The sequence below is a fragment of the Bibersteinia trehalosi USDA-ARS-USMARC-188 genome, from assembly GCF_000521725.1.
Classification (GTDB): Bacteria; Pseudomonadota; Gammaproteobacteria; order Enterobacterales; family Pasteurellaceae; genus Bibersteinia; species Bibersteinia trehalosi.
Window position 1 is genome coordinate 1,041,222 of the sequence record NZ_CP006954.1, and the last position, 18,579, is coordinate 1,059,800.

At 42.6% G+C, this 18,579-nt stretch carries 5 protein-coding genes; 3 read left to right on the plus strand and 2 right to left on the minus strand.

Annotation, left to right across the window (positions count from 1 at the left end):
• Positions 1-126: 126 nt before the first annotated feature.
• Positions 127-618 carry an acetolactate synthase small subunit gene (gene ilvN, locus F542_RS04925; RefSeq protein WP_015432618.1) on the minus strand — a complete coding sequence of 164 codons (492 nt, stop codon included), beginning with the start codon at positions 616-618 and terminating at the stop codon, positions 127-129.
• Positions 611-2,332, minus strand: a complete 1,722-nt coding sequence (locus F542_RS04930) for an acetolactate synthase 3 large subunit (protein WP_015432617.1) — start codon at positions 2,330-2,332, stop codon at positions 611-613. Before F542_RS04930 ends, ilvN begins: the two co-directional genes overlap by 8 nt.
• 378 nt (positions 2,333-2,710) lie before the next feature.
• On the opposite strand from F542_RS04930, the gene F542_RS04935 reads away from it, so the two are divergent.
• The 3 genes from F542_RS04935 (at position 2,711) to F542_RS04945 (ending at position 18,575) form a co-directional block, all read left to right on the plus strand.
• Complete coding sequence (locus F542_RS04935; protein WP_025267015.1) at positions 2,711-4,984, plus strand: NADP-dependent malic enzyme; 2,274 nt, start codon at positions 2,711-2,713, stop codon at positions 4,982-4,984.
• A gap of 209 nt (positions 4,985-5,193) precedes the next feature.
• The gene (locus tag F542_RS04940; protein WP_025267016.1) at positions 5,194-6,948 is read left to right on the plus strand and encodes a ShlB/FhaC/HecB family hemolysin secretion/activation protein; all 1,755 of its coding nucleotides are present in this window, start codon (positions 5,194-5,196) and stop codon (positions 6,946-6,948) included.
• A gap of 50 nt (positions 6,949-6,998) precedes the next feature.
• The gene (locus tag F542_RS04945; RefSeq protein ID WP_025267017.1) at positions 6,999-18,575 is read left to right on the plus strand and encodes a two-partner secretion domain-containing protein; all 11,577 of its coding nucleotides are present in this window, start codon (positions 6,999-7,001) and stop codon (positions 18,573-18,575) included.
• Positions 18,576-18,579 lie beyond the last annotated feature (4 nt).

Below are 18,579 nucleotides of genomic sequence, written 5' to 3' on the forward strand. Positions count from 1 at the left end.
GTCTCTTAATTTTGTCTACTATACCCAAATGCAAAAAAATAGGCAAATCCGACCGCTTGTATATAATAAAATCTGCACTTTATAGAAATAGCTTAAAGTGCAGATTTTTCTCTTTATGTGCCAGAATTAGAGATTATTTTTTTCACCGCGGGATAGACTGATTACGCCTGAGCGCACCATTTCAATAATCGTGGTTTCTTGTGTGACGGCTTCAATGAAAGCATTGATTTTCTCACTTGAGCCGGAAAGCTGAATCGTATATTGCTTTGGCGTAATATCCACAATTTGACCGCGAAAAATATCAGCCATACGTTTAAGCTCGTCACGAGAGCCGCCTACTGCGCGCACTTTAATTAACAATACCTCTCGCTCAACATGTTCAAATTCACTTAAGTTAATCACTTTAAACACATCAATAAGCTTGTGTAACTGCTTTTCAATTTGCTCTAGTACTTGGCTATCACCTTGCGCAACAATCGTCATGCGTGAAAGGCTTGGATCTTCCGTTGGTGCAACAGTTAAACTCTCAATATTAAAGCCACGTTGAGAAAAAAGCCCGATCACACGGGATAATGCCCCTGATTCATTTTCTAATAATACTGATAATGTTCTACGCATCTGTTCGCTCCGTTTTGCTTAACATCATATCTTTCATTGCTCCACCACGTACTTGCATTGGGTAAACGTGCTCGGTTTCATCTACTCGAATATCAACAAATACTAATTTGTCTTTGATTGCAAATGCTTGCTGTAATTTTTCTTCTAGCTCCGAAGGGTGGTCTATTTGAATTCCAACATGCCCATAAGCTTCCGCAAGTTTAACGAAATCAGGTAACGAATTCATGTAAGACTGAGAGTGTCGCCCTTGGTAAATCAGATCTTGCCATTGTTTTACCATTCCCAAGAAGCGGTTATTTAAACTGACGATCACAACAGGCGTATCATATTGGCTTGCAGTAGAAAGTTCTTGGATATTCATTTGGATACTGCCATCGCCAGTAATACAAACAACAGTCGCATCAGGATGAGCTAGTTTTACCCCGATTGCCGCAGGTAAGCCAAAGCCCATCGTCCCAGCGCCCCCAGAATTGATCCAACGGCGAGGTTTATCAAAAGGATAGTGTAACGCAGCAAACATTTGGTGCTGACCAACATCAGAAGCAACATAAGCATCGCCTTGAGTTAATTTATAAACCGTACGAATAACATCTTGTGGTTTTATCACATCACCTTGTTCAAAATCCAAACATTTTTTCGCTTTCCAGCTATTAATTTGCTCCCACCAAGCGCTTAAATCACTTTGACTTTTTGCTAAATTTTCATCATCAAGTAGGCTTAAAAACTCTTCTAAGACATTTTTTGCATTGCCAACAATAGGAATATAAGCCGGTACAGTTTTAGAAATTGATGCTGGATCGATATCAATATGAATCACTTTCGCGTTTGGACAGTATTTTGCAAGATTATTAGTAGTACGATCATCAAAACGGACACCAATACCTAAAATTAAATCACTCTCATGCATTGCATTATTGGCTTCATAAGTACCATGCATGCCTAGCATGCCTAAAAACTGTCTATCTGTACTTGGATATGCGCCTAAACCCATGAGCGAGCTTGTGACAGGAAGGTTTAATTTTTGAGCGAAAGCGGTTACTTCTTCGGCTGCTTCAGAGATGATGACACCCCCACCAACAAAGAGAACCGGTTTTTTGGCAACAGTAATCGCTTTTAATGCGCGTTTGATTTGCCCTTTATGCCCTTCAGTTGTTGGATTATAAGAGCGCATTGCCACAGATGCGGGATATTCATAAGGAAATTTATTTGCAGGATTAACCATATCTTTTGGCACATCAATAACAACAGGGCCGGGTCTCCCTGTCGAAGCAATATAAAATGCCTTTTTGATAATTTCTGGAATCTCTGCGGGGTTTTTAATGAGAAAGCTATGCTTTACCACAGGACGAGAAATACCAATCATATCGCATTCTTGGAATGCATCAGTACCGATTAAATTTGATGGTACTTGACCGGAAAAAATGACTAGCGGAATTGAATCGGCATAAGCGGTAGCTATACCTGTAATAGCATTGGTCGCACCAGGGCCTGAAGTTACAAGCACACAACCCACTTTACCTGTAGAACGAGCATAGCCATCAGCCATATGTACAGCAGCCTGTTCATGGCGTGTAAGCACATGTTCAATACCTCCAAGGGTATGAATGGCATCATAAATATCTAGAACTGAGCCACCAGGATAACCAAAAAGATACTCTACGCCCTCATCGCGCAGGGATTGTACGATCATTTCTGCACCAGAAAGTTTTTTCATAAATTCTCCAACAACTAGATAGGGAGGCCCCTAATAAAAATGAATGTTTTGGATTCTGCGCTTAAAAATAGCACTTGTCTAGTCTATTTTTGTAACAATTTGATAACATGCATATAGTTTGAAAATCTAAAAATCTTTAAATTTTAGATTTTTATAAAATAAAATTGGTAAATAATAGCTTTTGCAGAGTTAAAAACCAAATTTTATAAAATATGTAAAATTAAATAAAAAATACACAAACGTTGTTTTTTTATACAAATGGGAACGATAACAACTTTTTTAAAAAATTGTTAAAAAATTAGATCAAAGTCATATTCTTTCCGAATAAATTTGAGTAGAATGCCTCAAGATTTTTCACTTACAAAGAAGGATATACCTATGGACGAGACTCTTCGCCAAGCCGCTCTGGATTTTCATGAATTTCCGAAACCAGGCAAAATTGAAGTTACCCCAACCAAATCTCTTGCGACACAACGAGACCTTGCCTTAGCTTATTCTCCAGGTGTTGCTGAACCTTGCTTAGAAATTGAAAAAGATCCTTCAGCAGCTTACCGTTATACAGCAAAAGGCAACTTGGTCGCCGTTATTTCTAACGGTACAGCCGTATTAGGCTTAGGCAATATTGGTGCATTGGCAGGTAAACCTGTTATGGAAGGAAAAGGCGTTCTATTTAAGAAATTTGCAGGTATTGATGTATTTGATATCGAAATTAATGAACGTGATCCAGAAAAATTGGTGGAGATTATTGCCTCATTAGAGCCTACTTTTGGCGGAATTAATCTGGAAGATATTAAAGCACCAGAATGTTTTTATATTGAACAAAAATTACGTGAGCGTATGAATATTCCTGTATTCCATGATGATCAACATGGAACAGCAATTATCAGTGCTGCTGCAGTCATTAATGCATTACGTATTGTTGATAAAAAAATCGAAGATGTACGCTTAGTCGCATCTGGTGCAGGAGCTGCATCTATCGCATGTTTGAATTTGCTTGTGTCACTTGGTATGAAACGTGAAAATATCGTTGTATGTGACTCAAAAGGTGTGATTTATAAAGATCGTGATGATCGCATGGACGATACCAAAAAACTTTATGCGATTGAAGATAATGGCTGGCGTACCCTTGCTGATGCTATGCCAAATGCAGATATTTTCCTTGGCTGTTCAGCCGCAGGAGCATTAACACAAGATATGGTGCGCTCGATGGCTGCTCACCCAATAATTCTTGCTCTTGCGAACCCAAATCCTGAAATTACCCCACCAGAAGCAAAAGCTGCTCGTCCTGATGCGATTGTGTGTACAGGTCGTTCAGATTATCCAAACCAAGTTAATAACGTACTCTGTTTCCCATTCATTTTCCGTGGTGCACTAGATGTTGGTGCAACAACAATTAACGAAGAAATGAAAATGGCTGCGGTATATGCGATTGCTGATTTGGCATTGGCAGAGCAAAATGAGGTCGTAACTTCTGCTTACGGTGGTGAAGGGGCGACCTTTGGAGCAGACTACATTATTCCTCGTCCATTTGATCCGCGTTTGATTGTTCGCATTGCGCCAGCCGTTGCTAAAGCTGCAATGGAATCAGGGGTTGCGACTCGTCCAATTACAGATTGGGATGCTTATATCGAAAAACTCTCTCAATTTGTTTATAAGACTAATCTGTTTATGAAACCAATCTTCAGCCAAGCGAAAGCGGATAAAAAACGCATTGTCTTAGCAGAAGGGGAAGAAACAAAAGTATTACATGCAACACAAGAAATTGTGTCAATGGAATTAGCTTATCCAATTCTGATCGGTCGTCCTGCGATTATTGAAGCAAAAATTAAAAAACTGGGCTTACATATTCAAGCAGGCAAAGACTTTGAGATCGTCAATAACGAAAGTGATGAACGTCATGAACAACTCTGGAAACGCTATCATGCATTAATGAGTCGTCGAGGTATTACTGAAGCAATTGCTAAACGTGTTACAACGTCAAATACCAGTGTAATCGGTTCATTATTGGTTGAGATGGGGTATGCAGACGGCATGGTATGTGGTTTGTTTGGTTCATATAGTCGCCATTTAGAAGCAATTAAAGATGTGATTGGTGTAAAAGCAGGTGTGAAAGTACCAGCGGCGTTAAATAGTTTGGTTTTACCAACCGGTAACGTTTTTATGACGGATACCTACGTGAATGCTGAACCTAATGCAGACGAGTTAGCTGAGATCACTTTAATGGCAGCAGAAGAGATGAAGCGTTTTGGTATTGAACCTCGTGTAGCATACGTTTCTCACTCAAACTTTGGTTCTAACAACCAATTGGGTGCGCCAAAAATGCGTGAAGCCTTAGCAATTGTGAGAGAGCGCGATCCTGCTTTAATGATTGATGGTGAAATGCATGGTGACTTAGCTTTAAATGAAGAGCTACGTTTGGCGCATATGCCAGAAACAACCTTAAAAGGCACGGCAAATTTATTAGTGATGCCAAATGTAGAATCTGCCCGCATCAGCTATAACTTACTGAGAGCGACAACTACAGCAGTAACGGTTGGTCCTATCTTAATGGGGGTGAATAAATCTGCACATATCTTAACGCCAGCAGCATCGGTTCGCCGCATTATCAATATGGTGGCATTTGCCGCAGTAAAAGCTCAAACTGAAGCTTAATCAGCTCAATGCTGGGGTTTTATAAATTATCAATAAACCCCAGCATAGTTTCAAAATATTGATGTAATAAAAAACATATTAATTATCTTAATTAATATGTTTTTGTTATGTATATTGGAAATATATTTTTAATTAATTAAAAAGCTATTTGATAATAATTCTCTTATAACGTAGAATCGAAATATCTGCTAACTTAATTAAGTAAAAATATGCTACTTCGTCCAAAAAGCCTTTATACAACAATTGTATTTGCAATTACCTCTACTTACTCACAAGCTAATCAAGTGCCAAATTTACCCGAGCTGAATCGGCTTGATGCGAATCAACAACAACGGCAAACGCTGCATCAACAGGCTCAACATGCGCAACTGCAACATCAAGCTGAGGTAAGGTTAGAGACTTCTCATCAGCAATTATCCCTTTCAAATAACGAATCACCTTGTTATCCCATTCATAACATCTCTCTCATCGATTACGATTCAAACACTCAAAAAAGCCAATTTCAATGGGCATTAGATAAAGCCGTGCGAGATTTAAAATTAACGCTACCGCACTGTTTTGGTGGTGAAGGTTTAGGTATTTTAATGAAGCAAGTCCAAAATAATATTATTGAGAAAGGTTATGTCACTACTCGGGTTGTTACCGAGGAGCAAGATTTACGCGGTGGAAAATTAGTTTTAACGGTAATTATAGGCAAAGTGCGGAATACCATTGTGGCAGATAGTGGCAATACGCCGCGTTTTACTAAATTAAATGCACTCACTGCATTTACCTTTGCTAAGGGCGATATTCTCAATGTGCGTGATATTGAACAGTCGCTAGAAAATTTAAAACGAGTCCCGACAGTAGAAGCAAATATTGAGATTTTACCGAGTGATGATGAAACGGCTTCAGTGGGTGAAAGCGATTTAAAAATCAGTTATGCCCAAGCCTTTCCATTTCGCCTAAATGTAGGTTTAGATGATTCAGGTTCAAAATCCACAGGAAAATGGCAAGGTTCGGCAACACTTTCAGTTGATAATCTGTTGTCGGCAAATGATCTTTTTTACGCCTCATTTACACATAGCATCAAACAAAAGGGAGATGATAAGGGTAAGCGAGCGAGTAAAAATCTCACGCTTTATTACGCAATTCCATTTGGCTATTGGAATTTAGCTTTTTCCCATAATCAGAGCCGTTATCATCAAGAAGTTTTTGGTGCTTTTGAAAACAGCTATATCTATGCCGGTGAAAGTGCCAACGATAAGCTAACGCTTTCTTATTTGCTTTATCGTGATAGCGTACGTAAAACAACAATCTCTGCTTCGGCTTGGTCTCGCCAATCACAGAACTATATTGATGGAGCTGAAATTGATGTACAAAAACGTCGTATGGCGGGTTGGGAAGCTGGATTTTCACATAAAGAATACTGGGGAAACAGCACACTAGAATTCTCGGCAAATTATAAACGAGGTACAGGTGCGAGAGGGCAGCTACAAGCGCCAGAGGAATTATGGGGAGAAGGTACATCTCGCCCACAAATTATTAGTGCGTCAATGAGCTTTAACAAACCATTTATGTGGGGGAGTCAGCCATGGCAATTTAATTCCAGTTGGAATGCACAATGGAATAAAACACCACTGATCCCACAAGATAGATTGAGTATTGGTGGACGTTATACCGTGCGTGGTTTTGATGGTGAATTAACGCTTTCTGGCGAGCGTGGTTGGCTATGGCGAAATGAACTCGCTTGGAATTTAAACGGCTTAGGACAACAGATCTACTTCGCATTAGACGGCGGACGAGTAACCGGCTGGGCAACGAAAAATCAGCTAGGTCATCATTTAATGGGCACTGCATTAGGTTTACGGGGTTATTTTAAAGGTATCTCCTACGATGTTTTTGGGGGCAGACCAATACGTAAACCAGAGGGATTTAAAACATCTGATGCTGTCGCAGGCTTTAATTTAAATTACCATTTTTAATGTTGCGCTGGATAGCGCTTTAATAGACAAACATAACAGGATATAAAACTATGAACAAGCAATGTTTCCGCGTTATTTTCAGTAAAACACGCCAACGTTTAGTGGTGGTCTCTGAACTCGCAAAATCAGAAGGTAAATCTAGCGAACCATCCTCTTTTTCTGTTTTGCCACTTTTTGCCAAAATTCGACCGCTTACCTTTAGCTTATTTTGTGCGCTAGGTTTTGTCACGTTTTCGGATGCAGCATTGGGCGAGACATTAATTATTCGTGCCGATAAATCCGCCCCGAAAAACCAGCAACCCATTATCCTTTCGACCGCCAACGGCATTCCGCAAGTCAATATCCAAACCCCAAACGATAAGGGGCTTTCCCATAATAAGTATTCGCAATTTGATGTCGCTGAAAAAGGGGCAATTCTAAATAATAGCCGAACAAATACCCAAACTCAGCTTGCGGGGCAGGTTGCGGGCAATCCTTATCTGGCACGCGGTGAGGCGAAGGTGATTTTAAACGAAGTCAATTCTAGCAAGCCTTCGGTCATGAAAGGCTATGTGGAAGTGGCAGGCAAAAAGGCGGAGGTGATTATTGCTAACCCAAGCGGTTTATATTGTGAAGGCTGTGGGATTATCAATTCAGACCGTGCGACATTAACCACGGGCAAACCGCAAATTAAACACGGTCATTTAGACAGTTTTGTGGTGGAAAAAGGCAAGGTGAAGGTCTCGGGCAAGGGGCTGGATAATAGCCGTGTGGATTATACGGAGATTATCAGCCGTCATGTGGAAGCCAATGCGGGCATTTGGTCGAAAAAAGAGACCAAGGTCATTACAGGGAAGAATACCGTCAAGCGGTCAGATTCCGATAAAACTTTGCAAATTATTCACACAAACCAACCGCTTGCAGGGGAGTCAAAACCGCAGGTAGCCATTGATGTGGGCGAGCTGGGCGGTATGTACTCGGGCAAAATCCATTTGATTGGCACGGAACAGGGCGTGGGCGTGCGTAACGCAGGGCATATTGGGGCAAGCGCTGAGACGCTCACCATCGACAGCCAAGGGCGAATTGTCAATACAGGCACATTCAATGCCGCCGCACCTGTTAGCTTAACTGCAAGCAAAGGCATTGACAACCAAGGTAAAATTGAAAATAAACAGGGCGATATTCAGCTTAACTCGAAAGCCGATATTCAAAATAGCGGTTCAATTGTGGCGAGAGGCGGCAATATTCAGCAACAAGCCAAAAGCGATATTAAACAACGCGGTGAAACGGTGGCAAAAGGCAATATTCGCTACACCGCCCACCAAATCCACGCAGACAAAAACTCATTGATTGCTGCTGGAGTGGACGTAACCGACACCGCACAGGGCGAAGTGCGGAAGCTGGAAACCCAATCTGCGGCAGGAAAAACCATTCAGCTCACTGCCACCGAAAAAGCCACGGTGCAGGGCAAAAATCTTGCCACGAGTAAAATAGAGATTAAGGCTAAGCAGGCAAATCTGGATAACAGCCATACGGCTGCCCAGCGTATCGCAGTCACGGCGACAGAAGGCAACATTCAAGCTAATCAAGCCATACTCATTGCGGATAAAGACTTAAATCTCAGCACGCCAACATTATTAGAAACCCAAGGTAGCCACTTAAAAGCAGAAAATATCGCAACAAAGCAGCGCTCGCTGAATACACAACATGCTGTGTGGGAGCAAACAGGGCGTGATGAATTAAATATCGCTGTAGTGGATAGGTTGCTCAATCAGGGCGGGACGTTCAAAACGCAGGGTGATTTAAGCATTAACGCCAAGGGCATGGACAACCGGCAAGGGCGCTTATTGGCAAAGGGGAAATTAACCGTGGATGCCCAAAAAGGGCAGGTTGATTCCAGTGAAGGGGTGATGCTCTCAAACCAACATTTGCAGCTTACCTCTGGCGAGTTGATTAATGATGGCGGTTTAATTCAATCTCAGCAAAATGTCACGATAAATACCCAAGGTGCGGCGCTATCGAATAAAAATACATTCAGCGAAAGCAACGATAAAGGGATTGTGGCATTAGGTGAGCTGAATATTGAGACAGGCAATGTCGATAATCAACAAGGGCGAATAGCAAGTGCAGGCAAGCAAACACTGGCAGCGGTGGATATCAACAACCAACAAGGTTTGGTATATGCGCAAGCTGATTTACACTTGGAGGCGAAAAATCTTCGCAATGATAAGGGTAAAGTTAGCGCCTTGAAACATGCCGAAATGGTACTTTCGGGCAATTTAAGTCAGCAGGGTGGGCAGATTGAGGCGGAGAAAATAAGCTTGTCGGCACAGAATATGAGAAACACCGATAAAAGCCGTATTATTGCCAATCATATTACGATGACGATTGCTGACCAAGTGGCAAACTTAGACAGTTTGATTCAAGCTGAGCGGGATAATTTGACTATCTCAAGTCAAGCGCTGGATAACCGTAAAGGGGAAATCAGCAGTCTGCAAAATGGCGTGATGATTAACACTCATCAGCAAAAACTGGACAATCAAGCGGGTAAAATTCACGCAAAATCTGCAATATCGATTAGCAGTGGAGAATTAGATAATCGCGAGGGAGCCATTCACAGTGCAAGTGATATTGTGCTTAACGCTCAAGATCAAAAATTGATTAATGACAATACCCTCGCTACTGATAAAGGCATCGTTGCCTTAGGCAATATTACGCTTAATAGTACCGATTTAGATAATCAGCAAGGTTATATTGCCAGCCAAGCGAACCTAACCCTGAATGTTGCTGAGACGAATAATACCGCAGGCTTAATCAAATCCAATCGAGATATTCACCTAGATGCTCAATCTCTTCGAAATGATGAAGGGATGATTTCTGGCGTTCTTCAGGTTGCGCTTAATATCACAGATGGGGTACAACAGCAAACCGGCAATATAGTTGCAGGTGAATTAAGCATTAATGCGGGCAGCTTAAATTCAACCCAAGATAGCGTGATTAGTGCGAACAATGTTGCGGTGGCAGTTAAACATCATTTAACCAATATCCAAAGTGAGATTTCGGCAACTCAGCACCTCAATATCACCAGCCAAGCAGTAGAAAACCAGCAAGGTTTATTATTTGCAGAAATGGGCAACTTGAGTGTGAACACTCAGCAACACCGCGTGAATAACCAACAAGGCAAAATAGTTGCAGGGCAGGCAGTAAGCTTAGCGAGTGGTGCATTAGAAAACCAACGTGGGTTAATACAAGGAAAAACAGGCGTTAAGTTAAATACGCATGGACAAAATTTAGATAACGCCCTCGCAACAATTATTAGTCAGCAAGCATTATCAATTCGCGCTGGTGAGTTAAATAACCAACAGGGCTATATCCAAGCGACAGCACAAGCGGATATTCAGCTTGGTCATTCGGCATTATCTAATCAAGAAGGGGTGATTTCTGCTGGTACTGATTTGCGCTTAAATGCTGGTCATGTTAAGAATCATCGTGGCGCGATTGTTGCAAGTCGTCATCTTAACGCCAGCATGACGAGCCTGACACAACAAAACGGTACGGTTAAGGCGGGCGAGTTATTAAATATTCAAGCAAATGGCGACATAACCTCTAATCAACAGAGCCAATTAAGCGCCCAAAATATCCATATCACCACTACAGGGCGAATCAATAATCAAGATGCAGAAATTGTTGCAAGCGATAGTGTTGTGATTGACGGTGGGGAGGTTACCAATACTAATGGGGTGATTGTTGCACAATCAGGCAGTCTCAAGATGGATACTCATCAGCAAGGGTTAATAAATCAGCAAGGAAAATTAAGTGCCGGTGCAGATTTAGCCATCAATAGCGGTAAGCTTGATAATCAAGCAGGGTTGATCCAAAGTCGCCAAAATATGCAAATTAACACACACCAAGGCGATTTAGACAACCAACATACCAAAGCCACTGCTGAAAATGAAGGACAAGTAAAAGGGATTATTGCATTAGGCACATTGGCATTAAATACTCAGCATTTGTTGAATAACAATGGTTATGTATTAAGCAATGAGGCACAAACGGTTAATGCTCAATCCCTGCAAAATAACGCGGCGGTACTCTCTTCGCTTACCTCACAAAAAGTGACAGTGCGCCAAGCTATTCATAACGAACAAGGCAGAATAAGTGCAGGCTCAACAACACTGAACGCACAATCGTTAGATAACCAATCCGGTTTATTGCAAGGGGATTCATTCCTCCATCTTCAAGTTGATGAAAGCTTAAATAACCAAAAAGGCCAAATTAAAGCGAATGAAAATATGGCAATTAGTGCGCAGAGTGTGAATAACCAAGCGGGTGTACTTAGTGCGATAAGAGGCAATTTATCTGTCGTGAGTGCAACGCATTTGAATAACGCACAAGGCAATATCACTGCACAAAAAGCAGTAAGCATCAATGCGGCCGGACTAGATAATACACAAGGCGTTATCTATAACGAACAAGATTTACTCACGCTGAATTTAACGCAACATACTTTAGAAAACCAGCAAGGAAAAGTGATCGCCAAAGAGAGCCTTACTCTTGAAAGTGGTGCAATAAACAATCAGCAAGGTGTTATTTATGCCGAAAAATACGCTAACCTTCACGTAACTGGGAAAATTGATAACCAACAAAACGGCAAAATTTACGGTTTGGGCGAAATCGCACTTCAAGCGGATACGGTGGATAACCGTGGGGGTGAAATTCGCACGCAAGATAAGCTCACTTTAAATGTGACGGCAGACATCAACAACCAAAAAGTCGGCGAGAACGGTTCATTTATTGAAAGTGGCAATGTGCTCACGATTAACACCGCAACATTAAATAACCGTCATACCAAATCATCATCTGAAAATATGACACAAGGCATACTGGCAACGGTATTAAGTGTGTCAGCCAATGTGCTAGATAATCAGCAAGGCAAGTTGCATAGCCGCACGCAAAGCAATATAACCCTACAACAACACTTGGATAATCGCCAAGGGGAAGTGACCGGTCGCCAAAATGTATCCATTCACGGTGCTGCACTAGATATTAATAACCAAGACGGGCATTTGCAAGCGGGCAATTCTTTGTCTATTTTTGCAAATGCGGTTTCCACCAATGGGCATATTGAAGGGGCAGATATTGACATTACCCAGCAAAAAGATTTTGTGACCAGCAATCATATCAATGCAAATAACACGCTTTCGATTAGCACCTCGGGCAATCTCACCAACTCGCACCATCTCTATGCGGATGAACGCGTTACCCTTAACGCCAATCATATCACCAATAATGTCGTAGGCAGAATCAGTAGCGCAAATACCACAGTGGCTGCAAAAGGGAATGTAAGTAATGAAGGATTGATAAATGGCATAAGCCCAGATGACAATGCCAAAACGGTGGTAAAAGCGGGAGGAAAACTACTTAATACCGGCAAAGGACGGATTTATGGCGATGATATCGCGCTACAAGCAGACCAACTTGAAAATCGCGATAAAGATTATGGCAATGGCGAGATTAAATCTGCCGTCATTGCAGCACGAGGTAATTTAGATATTGCCGCGCGTGAAATAGACAATAACACCGAGCATTATTTAGCGGATAATCAGGTTGGCGCAACGCTGTTTAGCGTGGGCAATATGACCTTTGGTCGTGTGCTGAATGCGAATAATCAAGCAGAGGGCAAGGCAGAGATACTACGTAATAACAGTAGTGTGATTGAGTCTGAGCGGAATATTCAATTTAATGCTAAGCAAGTTGAAAATCATAATATTCATTTACAAGTACATCATGTTGTCAGTGGACAAGACAACGATGATATTACCTTGATTCATGGTAGCCAGAAAACCTTGAATGAAGAGTATATTGTGCCAAATCAGGGGCAAGGATTGCCGCATATCTTTACGAATCATAAGGAAGATCAAAAAGGAAGCTTAAACATTGATTCAGATACTTATATTCCCATGGAGAAACTGACTTGGGCGGGCTGGAGTCGAGCAGGGCAACTTGTTTATAATTTAAAAGACATGGAACCTGCATTGTTAAAAGCAGGGGATACTATCACAGAAGATATGTTACTTGCCAGCCGCAACCAAATGAGCTGCGATACTTATACGGGGAATAATAAACAGTGTCATTATATCCCTGCTGGTCAATATGATATCGATAGCCCGATTTGGCAATATGCAAATGTGACAGCACCAACCACACCACCACCAGCCTTTTCATTTGAAGAATTGGAAACGAAGCCTTGGTATAAAGAACAGGAGTGGTTTGCCCTCGATCCTAAAACAAACGAACGCGATCTATTTATTGTACCGAATGAACCTGTTGAGCCAACAAAACCAGAACGCCTAGCGACAGAATCTGATGCAGCGTTTCAAACGCGGACTAAAAATTATCAGCAAGAACTTGTAGAGTATCGTCAAGCAAAAGAAAAATGGGATTTTTATCAAACCAAAATAAAACCTTACAATGATTGGATGAAGGAGAATGAAATTGCCATTGAGCAAGTTGATAAGAAAATAGAATCGCATAACCAAGCCTTACGCCAAGAATTAGGTCAGGCATACTTCCGTAATTTCTGGGTGATCAAACTGAATAATAGCCGAGAAGATGAAAGCAAAGTGAAGCAATCTTTACCTGGGCAAATTTTAGCGGGAGGTGATCTTAATTTTGCAGGCTCATCATTTTTAAACAATCGTAGCCATACGATTGCAGGTGGAGAGTTGAAGTTAATTGGGAATGTGACGAATGAAGATCAAGAAGGGTTACATCGTTTAACAGAAAGCGGCACAAGCCAATATACCAACGACAGATGGCGTGGTGGATTTAAGAAGTATTTCCAACGAGATTGGAATGCGATACAGGATTACAAACGCATTATCGAAACTCCATTTGATATGGACGTGGTGAAAGTGGAAGAACATGCGGATTATCACACTCACAAACGCACTGCGGCGGAATTAAAATCTGAGACCGCGCATACCCTGTCTTTAACCTCGATTGAAGCTGGAAGTAGCACCACACTTACAGCGGCTGGGTTGCAAACTTTAGATGGGCTTGTGGGGGGCGATATCGCGGCATTTACACTATTAAACGGCACAAGCCGAGAAGTGAGTGGCATAGAAGCATGGCAGGGAAATAAGCCAGCCATTAGCGAGCAGCCTCATTTGCAAGGCATGACAGAAGCGGACGTGAGCCCATTACAAGGGGAGGCTCGCCCGCGCCAGTTAGAACGCGTAGTATTAGCAGATGAGGTTGAAGTGCGTAGCATTCAACCGAATTTAGTGGTGCCACAAAACGTACTTTATCGTATTAATCCTGAGCCAAGTAGCAAAGTGTTAGTAGAAACCGATCCAGATTTTACCAACCAAAAACGTTGGCTAAGCAGTGATTATATGTTTAACGCCCTGCGCTATGAGCCAAATCTTGTGCAAAAACGCTTAGGTGATGGTTTTTACGAGCAGCGTTTAGTACGAGAGCAGATCAACCGTTTAACCGGCAGACAATTTTTAGGCAACTATACGGATTTTGACAGCCAATATAAAGCCCTGATGAACGCGGGGGTAACCTTTGCTGAGAAGTTTAACCTTCGCCTAGGTGTTGCACTTAGCCCAAGCTTGGTAGCACAGCTCACGACAGATATTGTCTGGTTTGAAAGTGAATCTGTTACCTTACCGAACGGCAAGCAAGAGCAAGTGCTGGTGCCCAAAGTGTATGCATTTGCCCAAAAAGGTGATATCACAGGCAAAGGTACGTTGCTTTCGGGCAACAAGGTTATCCACCGAAGTGGCGAATTGATAAACAACGGCACGGTATCGGGTCGGGAATTGGTGCAATTTGACAGCGACAGCATTCGTAACAGCGGCACGATTAATGGCGGAGTGATACTGGGGAATGTGAGTGGAGATATGGAAAATATCGGCGGCACAATTGAAGCTGACCGCGCGATTTTGCTCAATATCAGCAATAATTTTACCCACAGTAGCAGCACGCACGAGAGCGAAGTGAAGGTAAATGGCTACCAACGTACAGAAAGCACAATAGCGCGTAAAGGTCTACTCCATGTAAAAGGCGAAGAGGGAGTGTTGCGGATTAACGCCAATAATATCGCGGTATCAGGAGCAGATATCCTGAATGACGGGCAGGGGCAAACCTATCTTTCGGCGAAAAATAACCTTAACTTAAGCACAGTGGCGATAGGTTTTGCTGAGCAGATGGGAGGAGGCAATCACTACCGAAACGAATCATCCCAAACAGCGGTAATAAGCCGCGTATCAGGCAATGGCGATGTCACACTTTCGGCGAAGAATATTTATAGTGAAGGAGCAGATTTAGATGCGAAGGGTAAGCTGATAGCCAAAGCGGAGAATGATATTGTGCTAGGGAGTGCAAGCAATCGTTCTTCGTTGGAAGAATATCACAAAATAAAAAGTGGTAGTGCGCTGGCGAAGAAAACCCAGAGTAGCTATGACCAAGTGACTGAAGTACGACATAAAGGTACAGAGCTGACAGGCGAAAGTATTGAAATTAAAGCGGGTAATGATATTCAAGGCGAAAGCATTCTAGCCGTCTCACGCAGTGGCGATATTGATTTTATTGGTGGGAATAATGTGACGCTTAATTCAGCGACTAATCTGCTTTCAGAACGTCATATTCGTGAGACGAAACGCAGTGGTTTCCTGAACGGCGGGGAGCTGGGTTTTACTATTGGCAGTCAAAAAATACGCCAAGAGAATACCTTAGATGGTGCTATTCAAAGCACAGCACGTAACACACTGGGCAGTGAAGGGGGCAATATTCGGATTCAAGCCGGCAATAAAGCGAGCGTGAGCAATGTAGATGTGCTGATTTCCAACGCAAAAAACGCCGTGATTTCAGGCAAAAACGGGGTACGGGTTGAAGCTGGGAAAGATGTTATCAACAGCACCGATAATTATGAATTTAGCCAGTCGGGGTTAAGTATCGCTCTTAGCACCCCGGTAACGGATGCGGTGCAATCAGCACAGCAATCGGTGCAGAAAGCCAAAGCAACGCAAAATGAGAAACTCAAAGGAGTGTATGCGATGAAAGCGGCGGAGGATGCCGTGATTGCAGCACAAAATGCACAAAAGGTCGCCGATACCTTGAGCAATTTGGGTAATACGTTAAGTGAAAATACCGCAGCGGCAGAAAATCCGGCGGTGAAAATCTCAGTCAGTCTCGGCACGCAAAAACAGGAAAGAGAAAGTCACAGCCAAAGCGTGACTCACAGCAAAAGCCACCTGAATGGTGGCAATATTGCCTTGATTTCGGAAGAGGGCAAAGTTGAGCTGGAAGGTGTGGATACCCGAGTAAAAGACTCGTTGGTGCTTGATGGCAAGCTGGGTATTGAATCCAAAGGTGTTGCGGATACTTATCAAAACAACACCAAGAATAAGAATCACAGTGCGAGTGTGGGTGTGTTTGTGGGCTTTAATGGCGATAGCTACGGCATAGGGTTGGAAGCCTCGGCGAGCGTGGGCAAAGGCAAAGAAAACAGCGAAAGCGAGACGTGGCAAAACAACCAATTACAAGTGGGTAATTTAGTCACAAATTCTGCAAACGGCAAGCTCTTGCTGGATGCCACGAATGTCAAAGCCCATCGCTGGGAAGGTGAAGTACAAGATTTTGAAGCGAAAAGCCGACAAGATGTAACGAAGTATAGTAGCGAACAGGTGCAAACCGGTGGTAGTGTCTCTGTGACTTATGGCTCGGGCGGTGGGGCAACGGCAAATGCTGCTTACAACTCAGCCAAGTTAAACACTGCACAGGTGGAAAACCAAACTGCAATCGACATCGGCAAGGGCGGAATGGACGTTAAAGTGAAAAAGAACGCCCATTTTGACGGTGCAGTGATGACCAGCCAAGCAGAGAAAGAAAACAACCGCTTCCAAGCCGGCACGCTGACCACCGGCGATATTGAAAACCACAGTGAATTGAAAACAAGAAGTGCAGCCATTAGCGGTGGTTCGGGCGGAGTGAACCCGATGTCGGCACTGAGCTTACTGGGCAATAAAAACGAAAGCGAGCGAAGCACGACAAGGGCGGCGATTGGGGAGAATATAGCAATCAACCTAACGCAAGACCCAAATGCGGAAACTACACTTAATAATCTTAACCGAGATACGCAAAATGCCAATCAAAAAGTGACGAAACACGATATCAGTGAGGTGAAAGAAACGCAGGAGCTGGTGAAAGGCATTGGTGAGATTGCGGAAAAGGCTTATCAGATTTACACGCACTCGGAGCGTGAAAAAGTGACGGAAGCGGAGCTGGAATTGGGCAAAGCACAAGCTCAAAAAGCGAGCAAGGAAGAGATTGGTAAATTAGAAGCCAATTTAGACCGCTTGCAAAAAGAGTTTGATAAAAACTACGGCACGGGCAGTAAAACCAAACGAGCGGTAGAAGCGGTGACGGCAGCCTTGCAAGGATTAGCGGCGAAAGACGTGGGACAAGCGGCAGTGGGTTTAGCCTCACCATACTTAAATGCAGAAATCAAAAAGTACACCGAAGGCGATACCCAAGCTAACTTGATTGCTCACGCATTGCTAGGTGCGGTGGAAGCAGCTGCGACAGGGAACAATGTACTGGCAGGGGCTGCGGCAGGCGCAGGGAGCGAAGCGGCGGCAGATGTGATTGTTAAAACCCTCTACAAGGGCAAATCTACGCAAGACTTAACCGAAGCAGAGAAACAGAATGTGACATTGCTCAGCCAGCTTGCAAGCGGACTGGCTTCGGGCTTGATAGGAGATAGTACACAATCGGCAGCGGTTGGGGCGGATATTGGGAAACGGGCGGTGGAGAATAATGCCTTAGGCTTGAAAGATATTGCTCTTTATGAAAGATATTTAATGCGTGCAATTGCTAATGGAGAAAGTACAGAAGCAGTACATGAGGCATTTAAAGCATTGAGTGAAAAACAAAGAGCTGAATTATTAGCGGATTGTGATGCAACTTGTCGGATTCCCGTGATAAGTGAATTAGGTGCCGCCACTAATAGAGCTGATGAACTAACAGGAGGTTTAGAGGGAGCATTAAAAGACTGGTTTGGAAAATTATCAGGGGAAGAGCAAACCAAATTTTATAAAATTGTTGAAGAGGAAAATCAGAAAACGATAGCTGTATTGGAAGCAAAACAAAATGGCTTTGAAAAAGCTGTGGATGTGGCGTTGGTTTCGGCTTCTGTGTTCTCGAAAGAGAATGCTTTGGAAAGTAAAGGGCAGTCAATACAGAGTAATTTAGCTAAGAAAGTTCACAAGACTAGTGGAAATGAGAAAGGTTCTGCTTTACCTGTACCGAGTCCTAAAAAATCAAATAAGAATGGGGAGACTTATACATCTAATACGAAACATACTTTAGGTCAATCTGGTAGAAGTGATCCTAATGCGGGTATTGAACCTAGAAATTCATTTCAATTATTTGAAGAATCTAAGGTACTGGGTAAACAAAGATTTACTATTGATGGTCAAGGTAATATACATCGTTTTATGAATAGTAATACTTCTGAAGGATGGCATTGGGCTGGTTCAACATCAGATATTAATAACCCACTTAAACTAAATAACAAGCAAAAATCAGAACTTCAGAAAATTTTTCCAGAACATAAGAAAAATCCATATTTAAAATAGGGGG